The 16,262-nt window shown below is 56.9% G+C and carries 12 protein-coding genes; 5 read left to right on the top strand and 7 right to left on the bottom strand.

The window, feature by feature from the left end:
- Positions 1–6: 6 nt before the first annotated feature.
- On the bottom strand, positions 7–1,950 hold the full coding sequence (locus tag HCK03_RS23950) for a bifunctional 2',3'-cyclic-nucleotide 2'-phosphodiesterase/3'-nucleotidase (RefSeq protein ID WP_148251116.1): 1,944 nt from the start codon (positions 1,948–1,950) through the stop codon (positions 7–9).
- A gap of 191 nt (positions 1,951–2,141) precedes the next feature.
- Here HCK03_RS23950 and cysQ point away from each other — a divergent pair, with 191 nt between their 5' ends.
- Entirely contained in the window at positions 2,142–2,885 is a 744-nt protein-coding gene (cysQ, locus tag HCK03_RS23945) for a 3'(2'),5'-bisphosphate nucleotidase CysQ (protein WP_041143737.1), read from the top strand.
- On the opposite strand, the gene HCK03_RS23940 is transcribed toward cysQ, so the two are convergent.
- Positions 2,875–3,432 (bottom strand): YtfJ family protein, encoded by a 558-nt coding sequence (locus tag HCK03_RS23940; protein ID WP_041143738.1) that lies wholly within the window; start codon positions 3,430–3,432, stop codon positions 2,875–2,877. The two genes, cysQ and HCK03_RS23940, sit on opposite strands and share 11 nt — an antisense overlap.
- Positions 3,433–3,750: 318 nt before the next feature.
- Between HCK03_RS23940 and HCK03_RS23935 the strand changes: the two genes are divergently transcribed.
- Positions 3,751–3,957 carry a DUF1107 domain-containing protein gene (locus tag HCK03_RS23935; RefSeq protein ID WP_041143739.1) on the top strand — a complete coding sequence of 69 codons (207 nt, stop codon included), beginning with the start codon at positions 3,751–3,753 and terminating at the stop codon, positions 3,955–3,957.
- Between the two features lie 75 nt (positions 3,958–4,032).
- Here HCK03_RS23935 and HCK03_RS23930 read toward each other — a convergent pair whose 3' ends face one another.
- Positions 4,033–5,376, bottom strand: a complete 1,344-nt coding sequence (locus HCK03_RS23930) for a polyamine export protein PaeA (protein WP_115193729.1) — start codon at positions 5,374–5,376, stop codon at positions 4,033–4,035.
- Positions 5,377–5,548: 172 nt separating this feature from the next.
- Positions 5,549–6,187, bottom strand: coding sequence for a peptide-methionine (S)-S-oxide reductase MsrA (gene msrA / locus HCK03_RS23925; protein WP_167692277.1), 639 nt, complete (start codon positions 6,185–6,187; stop codon positions 5,549–5,551).
- 210 nt (positions 6,188–6,397) lie between these two features.
- Here msrA and tamA point away from each other — a divergent pair, with 210 nt between their 5' ends.
- Genes tamA through HCK03_RS23910 form a run of 3 tightly spaced genes read left to right on the top strand, consistent with a single transcriptional unit; the run spans position 6,398 to position 12,251 of the window.
- Entirely contained in the window at positions 6,398–8,131 is a 1,734-nt protein-coding gene (gene tamA, locus HCK03_RS23920; protein WP_041143742.1) for an autotransporter assembly complex protein TamA, read from the top strand.
- Positions 8,128–11,904: an autotransporter assembly complex protein TamB gene (gene tamB / locus HCK03_RS23915; RefSeq protein WP_041143743.1), complete on the top strand. Its 3,777-nt coding sequence runs from the start codon at positions 8,128–8,130 to the stop codon at positions 11,902–11,904. The genes tamA and tamB overlap by 4 nt, the downstream gene beginning before the upstream one ends.
- 2 nt (positions 11,905–11,906) lie before the next feature.
- The gene (locus tag HCK03_RS23910) at positions 11,907–12,251 is read left to right on the top strand and encodes a gamma-glutamylcyclotransferase family protein (protein WP_041143744.1); all 345 of its coding nucleotides are present in this window, start codon (positions 11,907–11,909) and stop codon (positions 12,249–12,251) included.
- 47 nt (positions 12,252–12,298) lie between these two features.
- Here the strand turns inward: HCK03_RS23910 and HCK03_RS23905 are convergent, their stop codons facing one another.
- From HCK03_RS23905 to ppa, 3 genes are all read right to left on the bottom strand, one after another.
- The gene (locus HCK03_RS23905) at positions 12,299–14,308 is read right to left on the bottom strand and encodes a TonB-dependent receptor domain-containing protein (RefSeq protein WP_167692276.1); all 2,010 of its coding nucleotides are present in this window, start codon (positions 14,306–14,308) and stop codon (positions 12,299–12,301) included.
- Positions 14,309–14,393: 85 nt separating this feature from the next.
- Entirely contained in the window at positions 14,394–15,464 is a 1,071-nt protein-coding gene (gene yncE / locus HCK03_RS23900) for a 7-bladed beta-propeller protein YncE (RefSeq protein WP_167692275.1), read from the bottom strand.
- 236 nt (positions 15,465–15,700) lie between these two features.
- Positions 15,701–16,231, bottom strand: coding sequence for an inorganic diphosphatase (gene ppa / locus HCK03_RS23895; RefSeq protein ID WP_041143747.1), 531 nt, complete (start codon positions 16,229–16,231; stop codon positions 15,701–15,703).
- Positions 16,232–16,262 lie beyond the last annotated feature (31 nt).

Here is a 16,262-nt window from a genome sequence, read left to right as displayed (position 1 = left end):
AGAGAGCTACTTACTCAGGTCCAGCTGATAAATGGCAAAGCCGATATCGTCGGTAGCAACCTGACGCATCGGGTACTGCGCCTGCTCTTTAATAAATGCCGCCGCTTTTTCGGTTGGCGCAGTTTCAAAGCGGATGTCCAGCGGCACCTTGCCGTGGATCGGCGCCAGGCGCCAGTTATTATCCGCCGCCGGGTGGATGGCCCCCGCCTTTTTCGACTCGGCGCTAATCCACGCCGCCAGCACCGAACGGTTTTCATCCGGGGAAGCAAAAGCAATGTGGCTATCGCCGGTACCGGCGAACTTGCCGCCGTAGGCGCGGTAGTTGTTCGTCGCGACAAGGAAGGTGGCCGCCGGGTCGATGGCCTTGCCGTTAAAGGTCAGATCCTTAATGCGCTGCGCCTGCGGGTTAATCATCTGGCACTCGCCGTCGTAGCGCGCCGGCTGGCTGACGTCAATCTGGTAATTGACCCCGTCAATCACGTCGAAGTTATAGGTGCGAAAACCGTCCCAGTTGATTAATGACTGCGGCTTGCTGCTGGTCGGGTCTATCTGATTGAACTGTCCGGCAGAGCACTCCAGCCACTCTTTAACCTCCTTGCCGCTCACCTTCATTACCACCAGGGTATTCGGATAGAGATACAGATCGGCGGCGTTGCGGAAGGTGAGCTGGCCTTTCTCCACTTCGACGAAGCTGGCGGGATCGTTCTTGCGTCCGCCGACCTTAAACGGCGCGGCGGCGGAGAGCACCGGCAGCTTCGCCAGGTCAGGATCGCCCTGAATAAAGTGCTCGACGTAGGCTTTCTGCGCCATATTGACCACCTGCACGGTCGGGTCGTCCTGCACCAGCGCAAGGAAGCTGTACATATTGTCGGAGGCGCGGCCGATAGGCTTGCTGACAAATTCGCGCGTTGCGTCGTGGTCGGCTTTAAGCACCGTCACCATGTTGCCATCTTCTGCCGCCAGCGACTTCTTCGCCAGCGGATCGTAGATTGGCCGGGCTTCGGCCTTCGCCTGGGTGACCTGCCACCTGCCGTCTTTGTGGCTGAGGGCCAGATCGACGATGCCTAAATGATCGCCCCACATGCCGGGCATCACGGCCGGAACGCCGTTAAGCGTGCCCTGGCTGATATCGGCGCCCTTGATGCTGGCGAAATCTTTCCCCGGGAATACCGCGTGCGCGTGGCCGAACATAATGGCATCAACGCCCGGAACCTGGCTGAGGTAGTAGACCGAGTTTTCCGCCATGGCCTGATACGGGTCGGCGGAGAGCCCAGAGTGGGCGATAACCACCACCAGGTCCGCACCTTTCTCGCGCATTTGTGGAACGAATTTGCGCGCGGTTTCGGTGATGTCGTTGACGGTCACTTTGCCGGCGAGATTGGCTTTATCCCAGGTCATGATTTGCGGCGGCACGAAGCCGATATAGCCGATGCGCAGGGTCTGCGTTTTGCCGTCGCTATCCTCGACTTTGGTATCCTGAATCAGGTACGGGGTGAACATCGGCTGGCCGGTTTTTACGTCGATAATGTTGGCGTTGACGTAGGGGAATTTCGCGCCGGAGAGGGCTTTGTGCAGGAAATCGAGGCCGTAGTTAAACTCGTGGTTGCCAAGGTTGCCCACGGCGTAATCCAGCGTGTTCATGGCCTTATAAACCGGGTGAATATCGCCGCTTTTGAGACCTTTCGCCGCCATATAATCGCCCAGTGGACTACCCTGAATAACGTCGCCGTTATCGACCAGCACGCTGTTTTTCACTTCCTGGCGGGCTTTTTCAATCAGCGTGGCGGTGCGCACGAGGCCAAATTTTTCCGTAGCGGCGTCTTTGTAATAATCAAAATCCATCATATTACCGTGCAGATCGGTGGTTTCCATGATCCGCAAATCGACCGTCGCCGCGTTTACGCTGGCAGCGACCAGCGTGGCCAGGAGCGTTGCGCTAAACTTAATCATCAGAGGCGTCCTTTTTTATGAGCAATGGCACAGAAGAAAATGTATTTACATTCTGTTGCTTACAGAATTGTGAATCATGCCAGAAAAACGACAATTGAAACCGCCATCGCTATCACAGATAGCGGAACTCGCAGCGATGCGATATAAATAAAACAACGAGTTAACGCCACTGCAACCAGATGAGGTGGAGAATGTTAGAACAAGTATGTCAGCTTGCACGGATCGCCGGCGATGCCATTATGGAAGTCTATGATGGAAATCAGCCGATGGACGTCGCCAGCAAGAAGGATGATTCTCCGGTCACCGCGGCGGATATTGCTGCGCATAAAGTCATTATGAGCGGCCTGCTGGCGCTGACCCCCGATATCCCGATCCTGTCTGAAGAAGACCCCCAGGAGTGGCAGGTGCGCCAGCACTGGCAGCGCTACTGGCTGGTGGATCCGCTGGACGGCACCAAAGAGTTTATCAAGCGCAACGGCGAGTTCACGGTCAATATCGCCTTGATTGAGAAGGGTAAACCGGTGCTTGGCGTGGTCTATGCGCCGGTGATGAAGGTGCTGTACTGCGCGGAAAACGGCAAGGCCTGGAAAGATGAGTGCGGCAGGCGTAAGCAAATTCAGGTTCGCGACGCCCGGCCTCCGCTGGTGGTCATCAGCCGCTCCCACGGCAACGATCCGGAGCTGGAGGAGTACCTGGAGCAGATCGGTGAACATCAAACCACTTCGATCGGCTCATCGCTGAAGTTCTGCCTGGTGGCGGAAGGTCAGGCCCAGCTCTATCCGCGCTTCGGGCCGACCAATAGCTGGGATACCGCCGCCGGCCATGCGGTCGCGGTTGCCGCCGGGGCGCACGTTCACGACTGGCAGGGAAGAACGCTCGACTACACGCCGCGTGAATCCTTCCTCAACCCCGGCTTCCGGGTATCTATTTACTGAGCAGCTTGTGCAGCAGGGCGACAACCTGCTGCACTTCATCCTGGGTTAGCGCGCCGTCTTTAGCCCACTGAACGCGGCCGTCCTTATCCAGCACCACGATGGCCGAGCTCTCCTCCTGCAGCTGCCACGCCTTACGCGCCAGACCGTTACCGTCGACAATAAACTGCGACCACGGATAGAGCTGCTTGTTGCTCTCAATGCTGCTGCGCACGAACACTCCTGAGCCCGGGATTGCGTCATCGGTATTGACGATAGTGGTGGTCTGATAGCGATCGTGCGGCAGCTTCGCGGCCTTGATAGCCTCTATCAGCGTGGCGTTTTTCTCTTTTGCCGCGGTGCGCCCGGCGATGTGCTGCAGTACGCGAACTTTTCCTGCCAGCTGCGAGCTATTCCAGTTTTTATAGCTAAACTTATCATTATCCAGAATTAATTCTCCCCGGTCGGCGATGCCAACCGGCGCGACGCGCTGACCATCGACAAAATTATGCGCTGAGGCGATCAGCGGAAGCAGAAGGAGTGAAGCCGCCAGAATTTTACGTAGGGCCATGATGTTTCCTTATTATGTACAGGTGATCCGACCACTTGGTCTGGCTTAAGCATAAGTGCGATTTATCGGCATGACACGCAATCAGAGTGCCAGATTGCGTGTTAACGCACATATTCGAATAAAATCGGTGACTTATACTCACTTCTACGTATGTATGAAAAGAAAATTCTTAATTAGTGTCATCAAAAGGTAAATAAACTTATGCATGCTGGGTATTACAGAAGTTCTGGACTATAGTTTCAGGGCATTAAAATTTGCGTTCTGGACTCGTGGGCTAAGTGTGGCACCACAGGAGCGTAACCCTGGCAGGAGACAACAATGAAAATTTTCCAACGCTACAATCCGCTGCAAGTGGCGAAGTACGTGAAGATCCTGTTCCGTGGACGGTTATATATCAAGGATGTTGGCGCTTTTGAGTTTGATAAGGGCAAAATCCTTATCCCGAAGGTAAAGGACAAGCAGCACTTTTCTGTGATGTCCGAGGTCAATCGTCAGGTTCTGCGTCTGCAAACAGAGATGGCTTAATCTGAAAAGTGGTATAGCTGTACGGTAAGAAAAACGGCTCCTGATGGGAGCCGTTAGTGTTTCTGAAGGCGGCGATTATGCCGACTCTTTTTCGCCTGCCATCGTTTCCGACTGCTTCGGTACCAGCACCGTCGGCTTATTGTCGATGCGGGTGACCAGCAGCTGATCGATGCGGTAGTTATCGATGTCCACCACCTCAAACTTGTAGCCTGAGAATTTCACCGCGTCGGTGCGCTTGGGGATTTTGCGCAGCATAAACATCATAAAGCCGCCGATAGTTTCATAGTTGCCGGACTGCGGGAAATCGTCGATATCGAGCACGCGCATCACGTCATCAATCGGCGTACCGCCGTCAATCAGCCATGAGTTTTCATCGCGGGCGACGATCTGCTCCTCCAGCCCCTGGCCGACCAGATCGCCCATCAGGGTGGTCATGACGTCATTGAGGGTAATAATCCCCACCACCAGCGCATATTCATTCATGATGACCGCAAAGTCTTCGCCGGCGGTTTTGAAGCTTTCCAGCGCTTCGGAGAGCGTCAGGGTATCGGGGACAATCAGCGTATTGCGGATCTGCACGCCGCCGGTCAGCACCAGGCTTTGATTCGCCAGCACGCGATTTAGCAGATCCTTGGAGTCCACGTAGCCGATGATATGGTCGATATCTTCGTTACAGACCAGGAACTTGGAGTGCGGATGCTCCGAAACCTTGTTCTTCAGGCTCTGCTCGTCTTCGTGGAGATCGAACCAGATAACATTTTCACGCGAGGTCATCGACGACGGAACGGTACGCGATTCCAGCTCGAACACGTTCTCAATCAGCTCATGCTCCTGCTTACGCAGCACGCCAGCCAGCGCGCCGGCCTCAACGACCGCGTAAATATCGTCGGAGGTGATGTCGTCTTTACGCACCATCGGTATTTTGAACAGCCGGAAAATATTGTTAGCCATGCCGTTGAACAGCCACACCAGCGGGCGGAACACCGTCAGGCAGAAGCGCATCGGGTTGATGATGCGCAAAGCCACGGCTTCTGGCGCAATCATACCGATGCGTTTCGGGGTCAGGTCAGCAAACAGGATGAACAGGCTGGTGACCAGAGTAAAAGAGATAATAAAGCTGAGCTGCTCGGAGAGTTCCGAGGACATATAGCGGCTTAACAGGCTGTTGAAGGCCGGTGAGAATGCCGCATCGCCGACGATACCGCCGAGAATCGCTACCGCGTTCAGGCCGATTTGCACAACGGTGAAGAACATCCCGGGGTTTTCCTGCATTTTGAGAACGCGCTGAGCGTTCAGGTTGCCATCATCGGCCAGCAGTTTGAGTTTGATTTTACGTGAGGCGGCCAGCGAGATTTCGGATATCGAAAAAAATGCGCTGACGGCAATCAGACAAAGTATTACTAAAATACTGTTTAACATAGTTTATCTAGCCGTTGAGGCCAGATCCTCGGAAGGGAAGTTGATAACTCTAATGTGGAATACATAAAAAACCGGTCCGAAGGCACTGGACCGGCTACAACACAGCCTAGTATAGCGTAAGGTACTGTAAAGCCGCCAGAGCGTTAATTGTGCGCCCCGGTAATATTCACTATCAGGCCTGTGGCGGCAGGCATACGCCGATACCGCCGATCCCGCAGTATCCATACGGATTTTTATGCAGATACTGCTGGTGGTCGTCTTCAGCATAGTAGAACGGCTTCGCCGTGCCTATCTCAGTGGTGATCTGCCGCGGGTCGTTGGCGTCGCGCATCGCCGCCTGAAAACGCGTCAGGCTGGCTTTGGCGGCCGCATCCTGCTCCGGCGTCAGCGGATAGATGGCCGAACGATACTGGGTACCGCGATCGTTGCCCTGCTGCATTCCCTGAGCCGGGTCGTGGTTTTCCCAGAATACCTGCAGCAGCTGCTCATAGCTGACGACCTGCGGGTCATACACGATGCGTACGGCCTCGGCGTGGCCGGTGTCGCCGGAACAAACTTCGCGGTAGGTGGGGTTAGGGGTGTAGCCGCCGGTGTAGCCTGCGGCGGTGCTGTAAACGCCAGGCAGCTGCCAGAACAGGCGCTCAACTCCCCAAAAGCAGCCCATCGCCAGCAGCGCAACTTCCATTCCCGCAGGAACGTTAGTCATGGAGTGGCCATTGACGGCGTGGAGCGTTGCCACCGGCATGGGGGTGTTGCGTCCGGGTAGCGCATCCGCCTGGGCGACAAGATGCGTTTTATCAAATAGACTCACGGTTGGCCTCTCTGAAACATAAGTCGTAGTTAAGGTTGTAACGATGCGTGTCTTTTTACACAATAAACACGATCGGTACGTCTGGATTTAAACATAAGAATTATTTGGGTTATCGTCACTTTTTCAACCCTTAGTTGTTAGGGTTTTGTTAAGCCGTGGAACGGCGCTTTCGTTTCCTTCGGGGGGAAACAAGGATATTCAGGAGAAAACGTGCTACAAATCCGCCAGTTATGTGTCACCAGCCTTTTGCTGGTCAGCGGGGTCGCTAGCGCCGCGAGCGTGCGTTTGCAGGTTGAGGGACTATCCGGGGAGCTGCAAAAAAACGTCCGTGCCCGGCTGTCGACGATCCAAAGTGATGAAGTCACGCCGGATCGCCGCTTTCGCGCGCGCGTTGATGATGCCATCCGTGAAGGCCTAAAAGCGCTAGGTTACTACGAACCGACGATCGATTTTGATTTACGTCCGCCGCCGGCAAAAGGGCGGCAGGTGCTGATCGCCAAAGTGACGCCAGGCGAACCGGTGCGTATTGGCGGCACCGACGTGATCCTGCGCGGCGGCGCGCGAACCGACCGTGACTATCTGGATTTGTTAAAAACGCGTCCGGCAATCGGCACCGTGCTGAACCACGGCGATTACGACGGTTTTAAAAGCTCATTGACCCGCGTTGCGCTGCGCAAAGGCTACTTTGATAGTGAATTCAATAAAAGCCAGCTCGGGGTCTCTCTCGATCGCCATCAGGCCTTCTGGGATATCGATTACAACAGCGGCGAGCGCTATCGCTTCGGCGCCGTGACCTTCAGCGGATCGCAGATCCGCGACGAATATCTGCAAAATCTGGTGCCATTTAAGGAGGGGGATGAGTACACCTCCGAGGATCTGGCGGAGCTAAACCGCCGCCTGGCGGCCACCGGCTGGTTCAGCTCGGTGGTGGTCGCGCCGGAGTTTGAAAAATCCAGAAAAACGAAAGTCCTGCCCCTGAAGGGCGTCGTCGCACCGCGCAAAGAGAATACCGTCGAAACCGGTGTCGGCTATTCGACCGACGTCGGGCCGCGGGTGAAGGCGACGTGGAGAAAGCCGTGGATGAACTCCTACGGCCACAGCCTGACCTCCAGCCTCAGCCTCTCCGCGCCGGAACAGCAGGTTGATTTCAGCTATAAGGTCCCGCTGCTGAAAAGCCCGCTGGAGCAGTATTACCTGATGCAGGGCGGCTTCAAGCGCACGGATCTCAACGATACCAAAGCCGACTCCACCACCCTCGGGGCGTCGCGTTTCTGGGAGATGTCGAGCGGCTGGCAGCGCGCGATCAATCTGCGCTGGAGCCTCGATCACTTTACCCAGGCTAACGTCACCAATACCACCATGCTGATTTATCCCGGGGTATCGGTTAACCGCACCCGCTCGCGGGGCGGCCTGATGCCGACCTGGGGCGATTCCCAGCGCTATTCGGTGGACTACTCCAACACCATGTGGGGCTCGGACATTAACTTTGTCGTCGCCCAGGCACAGGAAGTGTGGATCCGCACCCTCTACGATCGCCACCGTTTCGTGGTGCGCGGTAACCTCGGCTGGATTGAGGCCGATAATTTCGACAAGGTCCCGCCGGATCTGCGCTTCTTCGCCGGGGGTGACCGCAGCATTCGCGGCTACAAATACAAATCTATCTCGCCAAAAGACGATGATGGCAAGCTGATTGGTGCATCGAAGCTGGCTACCGGCTCGCTGGAGTACCAATACAACGTCAGCGGAAAATGGTGGGGCGCGATGTTTATCGACGGCGGTGAAGCGGTCAGCGATATCCGCAAAAGCGACTTCAAAACCGGCGCCGGCGTTGGCGTGCGCTGGCAGTCGCCGGTCGGCCCGATCAAGCTGGATATCGCTGCTCCGGTCGGCGATAAAGACGAACACGGTTTACAGTTTTACATCGGTCTGGGGCCTGAATTATGAGTTTATGGAAGAAGATAAGCCTCGGGATCATGCTCTTTCTGGTCCTGCTGCTGGGCACGGTTGGCTTCCTGGTCGGCACCACCAGCGGCCTGCACCTGGTGCTGAAGGCGGCGGACCGCTGGGTACCTGGCCTGGAGATCGGCAAGGTCACCGGCGGCTGGCGTGACCTGACGCTGGAGAACGTGCGCTTTGCCCAGCCGGGCGTAGCGGTGACCGCCGGTCAGTTCCACCTTGCGGTCAAATTACGCTGCCTGTGGGACAGCAGCCTGTGCGTCAACGATATTTCGCTGCGCGATATCTACGTCGCTATCGATACCGCAAAAATGCCGCCTTCCGCGCCGGCAGAAGAGGAAGATACGGGGCCGCTGAATCTCTCCACGCCGTATCCCATCACCCTGAGCCGCGTCGCGCTGCAAAACGTTAACGTCAAAATTGATGATACCGCCGTCTCGGTGCGCGACTTCTCCACCGGCCTGCGCTGGCAGGAGAAAAACCTGACCCTGACGCCGACGTCGCTGCAGGGGCTGCTTATCGCGCTGCCGAAAGTTGTCAAGGTGGCGCAGGAGCAGATCGTCGAGCCGAAGATAGAGAATCCGCAGCCGGAAGAGAAACCGCTCGGCGAGACGATGAAGGCGCTGTTTGAGAAGCCGGTGCTCCCGGAAATGGCCGACGTCCACCTGCCGCTTAACCTCAATATCGAGGAGTTCCGCGGTGAGCAGCTGCGGATCACCGGCGATACCGATATGACCATCTACAGCCTGCTGCTGAAGGTCAGCAGCATTGACGGGCAGATGAAGCTCGATACGCTGGATGTCGATTCCGACCAGGGCAAAGTCACCGCCTCGGGCAGCGCGCAGCTGCAGGACAGCTGGCCGGTTGATATCACCCTCAACGGTGCGCTGAATATTGACCCGCTCAAGGGCGAGAAGGTCCAGCTGAAGGTCGGCGGCGAGATGCGTAAAAAGCTGACGGTTGGCGTTGATTTAGCCGGCCCGGTGGCGATGACGCTGCGCGCCGAAACGCAGCTGGCGGAAGCCGGGCTGCCGCTCAATATGGAACTGAAAAGCAAGCAGCTCTACTGGCCGTTTAGCGGTGAAAAGCAGTTCCAGGCCGACGATCTGCAGCTGACGTTCAGCGGCAAGATGACCGACTACGCCCTGGCGATGAGTACCGCGGTGAAGGGGCAATCCCTGCCGCCGGCGAAAATCAGCCTCAATGCGAAGGGCAACGAGCAGCAGGTGAATATTGATAAGCTGACCGTCGCCGCGCTGGAAGGGAAAACCGAGCTTAAGGCGCTGCTCGACTGGCAGCAGGCGATTAGCTGGCGCGGCGAGCTGACCCTCGACGGCATTAACACCGCCAAAGAGGTTCCGGACTGGCCTTCGAAGCTCAACGGTCTGATCAAAACCCAGGGCAGCCTCTACGGCGGCAGCTGGCAGATGTCGGTGCCGGAGCTGAAAATCACCGGTAACGTGAAGCAGAATAAGGTTGATGTCAGCGGTTCCCTGCAGGGCAATAGCTATATGCAGTGGAAAATTCCCGGCCTGCACCTGGCGTTAGGTCCCAACAGCGCCGATGTGAAAGGCGAGCTGGGGGTTAAAGATCTCGATCTCGACGCCACCATTGATGCCCCGCATCTCGACAACGCCCTGCCGGGCCTTGGCGGAACGGCGAAAGGGCTGGTGAAGGTGCGCGGCACCGTGGAGGCGCCGCAGCTGCTGGCGGATATCACCGCCCGCGCCCTGCGCTGGCAGGAGCTGTCGATCGCCCAGGTTAACGTCAAAGGCGACGTGAAATCCAGCGATCAGATCGGCGGCAACCTCGACGTGCGTATCGATCGTATCAGCCAGCCGGGCGTCAATATCAGCCTGGTGCAGCTCAATGCGAAGGGGAATGAGAAGCAGCATGACCTGCAGCTTAGGGTGCAGGGCGACCCGGTATCCGGCCAGCTGTCGCTGGCGGGGAGCTTTGACCGCAAAGAGGAGCGCTGGAGAGGCGCGCTGAGCAATACCCGCTTCCAGACGCCGGTGGGCCCGGTTTCGCTGACGCGTAATATCGCGCTGGACTACCGTAACCGCGAGCAGAAAATCAGCATTGGGCCGCACTGCTGGACCAACCCGAACGCCGAGCTTTGCGTGCCGCAGACGATCGATGCGGGCGCGAGCGGACGGGCGGTCGTCAACCTCAACCGTTTCGACCTCGCGATGCTCAAGCCGTTTATGCCGGAAGCCACCCAGGCCAGCGGCGTATTTAGCGGTAACGCCGACGTGAGCTGGGACACCACCAAAGAGGGGCTGCCGCAGGGCAAGGTGACGCTGAGCGGGCGCAACGTGAAGGTGACCCAGACGGTCAACGATGCGCCGCTGCCGGTGGCTTTCGATACCCTGAACCTCACCGCCGATCTGCACAACAACCGCGCGCAGCTCGGCTGGCTGATCCGCCTGACCAATAACGGTCAGCTTGACGGGCAGGTTCAGGTCACCGACCCGCAGGGCCGACGCAATCTCGGCGGCAATATCAACATCAATAACTTCTCGCTGGCGATGATTAATCCGATCTTCTCGCGTGGGGAAAAGGCGGAAGGGCGGCTTAACGCCAACCTGCGCCTCGGCGGCGATGTGAAAAATCCGCAGCTGTTTGGTCAGATGCAGCTGAACGGCGTGGATATTGACGGTAACTTTATGCCGTTCGATATGCAGCCGAGCCAGCTGGCGATGAACTTCAACGGCACCCGCTCGACGCTGCAGGGAACGGTGAATACGCGTCAGGGGCAGATTAGCCTGAACGGGAACGCCGACTGGACCCAGATAGACAACTGGCGCGCGCAGATCGCGGCGAAGGGCAGCCGGGTACGTATTACGGTGCCGCCGATGGTGCGCCTGGACGTTTCGCCGGACGTGGTCTTTACCGCGACGCCGAGCTTGTTTAATCTTGACGGTAGCGTCGATATTCCGTGGGCGCGTATTGTGGTTAACGACGTGCCGGAGAGCGCGGTCGGCGTCTCTTCCGATGAGGTGATGCTGAACGACTCCCTGCAGCCGATTAAGCCGCAGAGCGCCGGTATCCCGATCAACAGCAACCTGACTATCCACGTCGGTAACAACGTTCGCCTCAGCGCGTTTGGCCTGAAGGCGCGCCTGACCGGCGATTTAAAAGTTGCTCAGGATAAACAGGGTCTGGGCCTCAACGGGCAGATCAATATTCCTGAAGGGCGCTTCCACGCCTACGGTCAGGATCTGATCGTCCGTAAAGGCGAGCTCCTGTTCTCCGGTCCGCCGGATCAGCCTTCGTTGAATATCGAAGCCATTCGCAACCCGGATGCGACAGAAGACGACGTAATTGCCGGCGTTCGCGTCACCGGCTCGGCCGACCAGCCGCGGGCGGAGATCTTCTCCGACCCGGTCATGTCGCAGCAGGAAGCGCTTTCTTATCTGCTGCGCGGCCAGGGATTGAGCAGCGGGCAGAGCGATAGCGCCGCAATGACGTCAATGCTTATTGGCCTGGGGGTTGCACAAAGTGGTCAGGTTGTGGGTAAAATCGGCGAGACGTTTGGCGTAAGCAATCTGGCGCTGGATACCGAGGGGGTAGGCGACTCTTCCCAGGTGGTAGTCAGCGGCTACGTGCTGCCGGGTCTGCAGGTAAAATACGGGGTCGGTATCTTCGACTCCCTGGCGACGCTGACATTACGCTATCGCCTGATGCCGAAGCTATATATGGAAGCGGTGTCTGGCGTAGACCAGGCTCTCGATTTGCTCTATCAGTTTGAGTTTTAGCAATGCGAATATTTGTTTACGGCAGTTTACGACGCAAACAAGGCAACAGCCACTGGATGACCAACGCTCAGTGGCTGGGCGCTCATAGTGTCAACGATTATCAGCTGTACAGCCTGGGCCACTATCCAGGCGCGGTGCCCGGTGAAGGCACGGTACATGGTGAAGTCTATCGTATTGACGCATCGACGCTGGCCGAACTGGATGCTCTGCGTACCAAAGGCGGCGAATACGCGCGCCATCTTATCCAGACGCCGTATGGCGGCGCATGGATGTATGTCTATCAGCGCCCGGTTGAGGGATTTACGCGGATAGAGAGCGGTAACTGGTTAGACAGAGACCAGTATTAAAAACGACAACGCCACCCTCGGGTGGCGCTGTTTTTTGTGGCCGCTAATCAGAATTCGACGCGCGCGCCGAGGTTATAGCGTCGACCCTCTATCTGACCGTACTCGCCCCACGAGGTGGTGCGTTTAGGGTCGGCATCAAACAGGTTATAGATCCCCGCCAGCAGCTGCGCGTTTTTGTTGACACGATAGCGCAGGCCGACATCCACCATCGTATAGGCCTCATACTCATCGTGGCTGCCGCTATCACGGTTGCTGCTGCGATAGTTCACCGTACTCCAGGCGTCCAGACTCTGCGTTGCCGCCCAACTGAGCGACAGATTGGCCATGTGGCGCGGGTAGTCGTTCAGGGCATAGCCTTTTTCCGCCCCACTTTTCTGCTCGCTGTGGTTGTAGGTGTAGTTGGCGTTAGCCTTGATATCGGCGCTAATCTGCCAGTCAGCGTTGAGCTCGACGCCGTAGACGTCCGCTTTGCTGACGTTAAAGTACTTGTCGATTGAGTCTGCTTTGTAGCCGTTAACGGAGCACTGGCTGGTAGCCGTGGTTTCGCAGATGTTCTGCTCGGTAATTTTATCTTTGAACTGGGTATAGAAGACCGTGCCGTCAAGCGCCAGGGCGCTGCCCGTCCAGTACAGGCCGAGCTCGGAGTTAACGCTTTTCTCCGGCTTCAGGTCGTCGTTCCCGACCGTCAGGAAGGGATAGGGTACGGTTGAGCCGTGCGGCGTAATAAAATCGCTGGAGGTGGCGCGCAGCTCCGGTTTTTTATAGCCTGCAGAGACCCCGCCCTTCAGCGCCCATGCGTCGCTAAACGCCCAGTTGCCGTACAGCTTAGGCGTGACGTGGGTACCAAAGTTATCATCGCGATCGAGGCGCCCTGAGGTGGTCAGGATGAAATCGCCGAGGGTCCAGCCGTCTTCGGCAAACAGCGCCCAGCCGTTGCGGCTCACTTTGGTGACCGGCGTGGCGCCCGGCAGGGTTTTGTTGGCGACATCAAAGCGGTCATTCAGCTCTTCGCGGGTAAAGTTCGCGCCCACGGTCAGCTTGTGGTTAGCCAGGCTCAGGGTTGTCTGGCTGTTGGCAACGTAGTTTTCCGTCTGCACGTATTGCGGCGTTTGCCCGCCATAGACGTACTTTGAGCGGCCCTTTTCATAATTAATGTAGTTGGTGGTGGCGACGGTATCGTCGGCATACCAGCCGGAGTGCGTCAGGGTTAAGGCGTCGCGGTCGAAGCGCCACGTCCAGGGCGTGCCGCGCTGCCAGGTCCGATTTTTCTCCTGCTCGCCGGTGACCACGTTCAGGTCAAAGAGGTTGTTCTCGCTGGCGGCCAGGCCGAGCGTCATATCGAGGGATTTGCGGTTGTGCTTGCCGAAGTAGTTTTCGCGTTCGTCATCGCGACGATCCAGCCAGTCGGCCGCGAGGCTCAGGCCGAGGACGTCGGGGATCAGCGGGCCCATGGTGAACAGATTCATCTGGCTGGTATTGCCAAAATCACGGTGCTCCTGGAGCCAGGTGTTGGCGGCCAGGGCGCCGGTCCACTCCTTCACGCCGTAAGGCTTTTTGGTGATGACGTTCACCACCCCGCCGATGGCGTCTGAGCCGTAGAGGGAGGACATCGGGCCGCGAATCACCTCAATACGCTCAATCGCCTCCATCGGCGGCAGGAAGCTGGCTTCGGTGCCGAGGTCCTGGCCATAGGGGCGAGATTCGCCGGTATTCTGCTTGACGCTGTTCACCATGAAGGCGGTGTAGGAAGGGTCCATGCCGCGCATCATGATGCTGCCCGAGGATATTTCGCTGCCGCTCGACACCGACACGCCGGGGAGATTTTTTATCGCCTCGCCGACGTTGCGATCGGGCTGAACATCCAGCGTTTTACGATCGATTGTCGAGATGGTCGCCGGTGCTTCACGCTTTTCCTGCGCAAAGCCGGTGGCGGTCACCACCATTTGATCTTCGCCGCTGCGCGAGGTTTCGCTGAGTTCTTCCGCCTGAGAGGGCAAAATAACCCCGCCGGACAGCGCGACGATCCCCGTAAGCGTAATCAGTTGACGCGTTTTCATAATATAGACACCTGCAAAGAGAAAATAACGACATCACCTCGCGACGGCGCGCCGCCACAAGGTGAAAAATAACGCGTGATGATGATTAGTATTGAGTCAGGTCGATTTTCATCACGTAGTCAGGCTTTTTACCGATCAGCTCTTCGGGCTGTTTAATGCTGACGTACAGCGTGTTGGCATCGGCGGAAAGCGCAAGGCTATTGGGCAGGGCGGTAGTCTGAATGCTTTGTTTTACCTTGCCGGTTTCGCTGTCGGCGATGGTTATCAGTTTGGCGTTGCGGTGGGTAATATAAACTTCCTGGCGCTTCTCGTTATAAATCACGGCCAGGGAGTTAATCACGTCAATTTTAGAAAGGACGTTACCGTTACCAATATCGACCACTAATACATTGGGTAAATCCGGGTCGGTAATAAAGGCGCGGCTGTTTTTGGCATCCACGGCGATATTAAGGAAAAAGCGCTTTTTATCCGCGGCGACGGTAAAGCGGTCGATAATTTTATTGCTGGTGGTATCGATGACGATCAGGCCATTTCTGCCGTTCACCACGTAGAGGCGGTTTTTTAGCGGATCGACCGCCATGCCGGTTGGGTATTCGCCCATCTCGCTGATGGTCGCAATCTTCGCCCGCTTAGCGGTATCGATCACCCAGACAACGCCCTTCTCCGCGACGCCGGAGACGTACAGGCGGTGGTTCTGCTTATCGAGGACCATTTCGCGCGTATGGATAATCGCTTGCGGGTCGCTCGCCTCGCTGAGCTGCAGCACCGCCAGCTCCTTGCCGCTGCGGGTATCGACCAGCGTGACCGAGCCTTCGAGGGTATTGCCGACGTACAGGACATGGTTCACCTCATCCAGCGCGGTGGCAAACGCCCGACGGCTGGTTTTGATGACTTCAACGGTGGTGAGGCTTTCCAGGTCCAGCTTGTAAATCTGCCCCGTCGTTTTGTCTTTATCAAACGAAGGGGCGGAGGCGGCGAACAGCGCATGCTGCTGCGCGTCTACCGCCAGCTCATAGACGCCATGACCCACTTCACGAGTCAGGAAATCTTTCTCAGGCAGCGCGGCAGCCGTTGCGGTCAGGCCGGTGAGTAGCAGAGCCGCGGTCAGCGCCATGCCGGAACAGAGCGTTAAGGTCTTCACATTGTGGAGGTTCATTGACGTTTATTCACATTTGTTTACGAATTGAAAATGATAATGATTTTTAATTTCATTCGCAATTGCAAATATGACCGGCCGACTCCCTATTCTGGTAGGCGCAAATCTGGCCGCAGGTTTGTCAGCAGGTCAGGAGAAAGAGGGGAACTAAACGGGCAGGGGCGAACAGCGGACATAAAAAAACCCTTACTAGCCGGCAGGCGGCGTTCAGGGTCTGGCTTCACGCAGAGGCGAACTTAGTTCTTCGCAGCGCGCTCGAAGGAAGCAATGATTTCAGCTTTCGCTGCAGCAGCATTGTCCCAACCGTCAACTTTAACCCATTTGCCTTTTTCCAGATCTTTGTAGTGCTCGAAGAAGTGGGTGATCTGGGCTTTCAGCAGTTCCGGCAGGTCGTTCACATCGTTGATGTGATCGTACTCTTTGCTCAGCTTGGTGTGCGGTACCGCAACCAGTTTGGCATCTTCACCGGATTCGTCGGTCATCTTCAGAACGCCAACCGGACGGCAGCGGATCACTGAGCCTGGCTCCAGCGGATACGGAGTCGGGACCAGCACGTCAACCGGATCACCGTCCAGAGACAGGGTGTGGTTGATGTAGCCGTAGTTGCACGGATAGAACATCGCGGTGGACATGAAGCGGTCAACGAACAGTGCACCGCTCTCTTTGTCGACTTCGTATTTGATTGGGTCTGCGTTCGCCGGGATCTCGATAACGACGTAGATGTCTTCCGGCAGATCTTTACCCGCAGGTACGTTGAGTAAGCTCATGTCTGTTCCTTTAAAATGTATAGCAAACAAG

Origin of the sequence: Klebsiella terrigena, assembly GCF_012029655.1 — a bacterium.
GTDB lineage: Bacteria > Pseudomonadota > Gammaproteobacteria > Enterobacterales > Enterobacteriaceae > Klebsiella > Klebsiella terrigena.
This window is presented reverse-complemented; position numbering and strand designations above follow the sequence as displayed.

Excerpts from the sequence above, each read along its gene's own strand:
- HCK03_RS23930 (WP_115193729.1), bottom strand. The coding sequence starts at position 5,376 with ATGTTAAACAGTATTTTAGTAATACTTTGTCTGATTGCCGTCAGCGCA.
- HCK03_RS23935 (WP_041143739.1), top strand. The coding sequence starts at position 3,751 with ATGAAAATTTTCCAACGCTACAATCCGCTGCAAGTGGCGAAGTACGTG.
- HCK03_RS23905 (WP_167692276.1), bottom strand. The coding sequence starts at position 14,308 with ATGAAAACGCGTCAACTGATTACGCTTACGGGGATCGTCGCGCTGTCC.
- yncE (WP_167692275.1), bottom strand. The coding sequence starts at position 15,464 with ATGAACCTCCACAATGTGAAGACCTTAACGCTCTGTTCCGGCATGGCG.
- cysQ (WP_041143737.1), top strand. The coding sequence starts at position 2,142 with ATGTTAGAACAAGTATGTCAGCTTGCACGGATCGCCGGCGATGCCATT.
- ppa (WP_041143747.1), bottom strand. The coding sequence starts at position 16,231 with ATGAGCTTACTCAACGTACCTGCGGGTAAAGATCTGCCGGAAGACATC.
- HCK03_RS23910 (WP_041143744.1), top strand. The coding sequence starts at position 11,907 with ATGCGAATATTTGTTTACGGCAGTTTACGACGCAAACAAGGCAACAGC.
- HCK03_RS23940 (WP_041143738.1), bottom strand. The coding sequence starts at position 3,432 with ATGGCCCTACGTAAAATTCTGGCGGCTTCACTCCTTCTGCTTCCGCTG.
- tamB (WP_041143743.1), top strand. The coding sequence starts at position 8,128 with ATGAGTTTATGGAAGAAGATAAGCCTCGGGATCATGCTCTTTCTGGTC.
- HCK03_RS23950 (WP_148251116.1), bottom strand. The coding sequence starts at position 1,950 with ATGATTAAGTTTAGCGCAACGCTCCTGGCCACGCTGGTCGCTGCCAGC.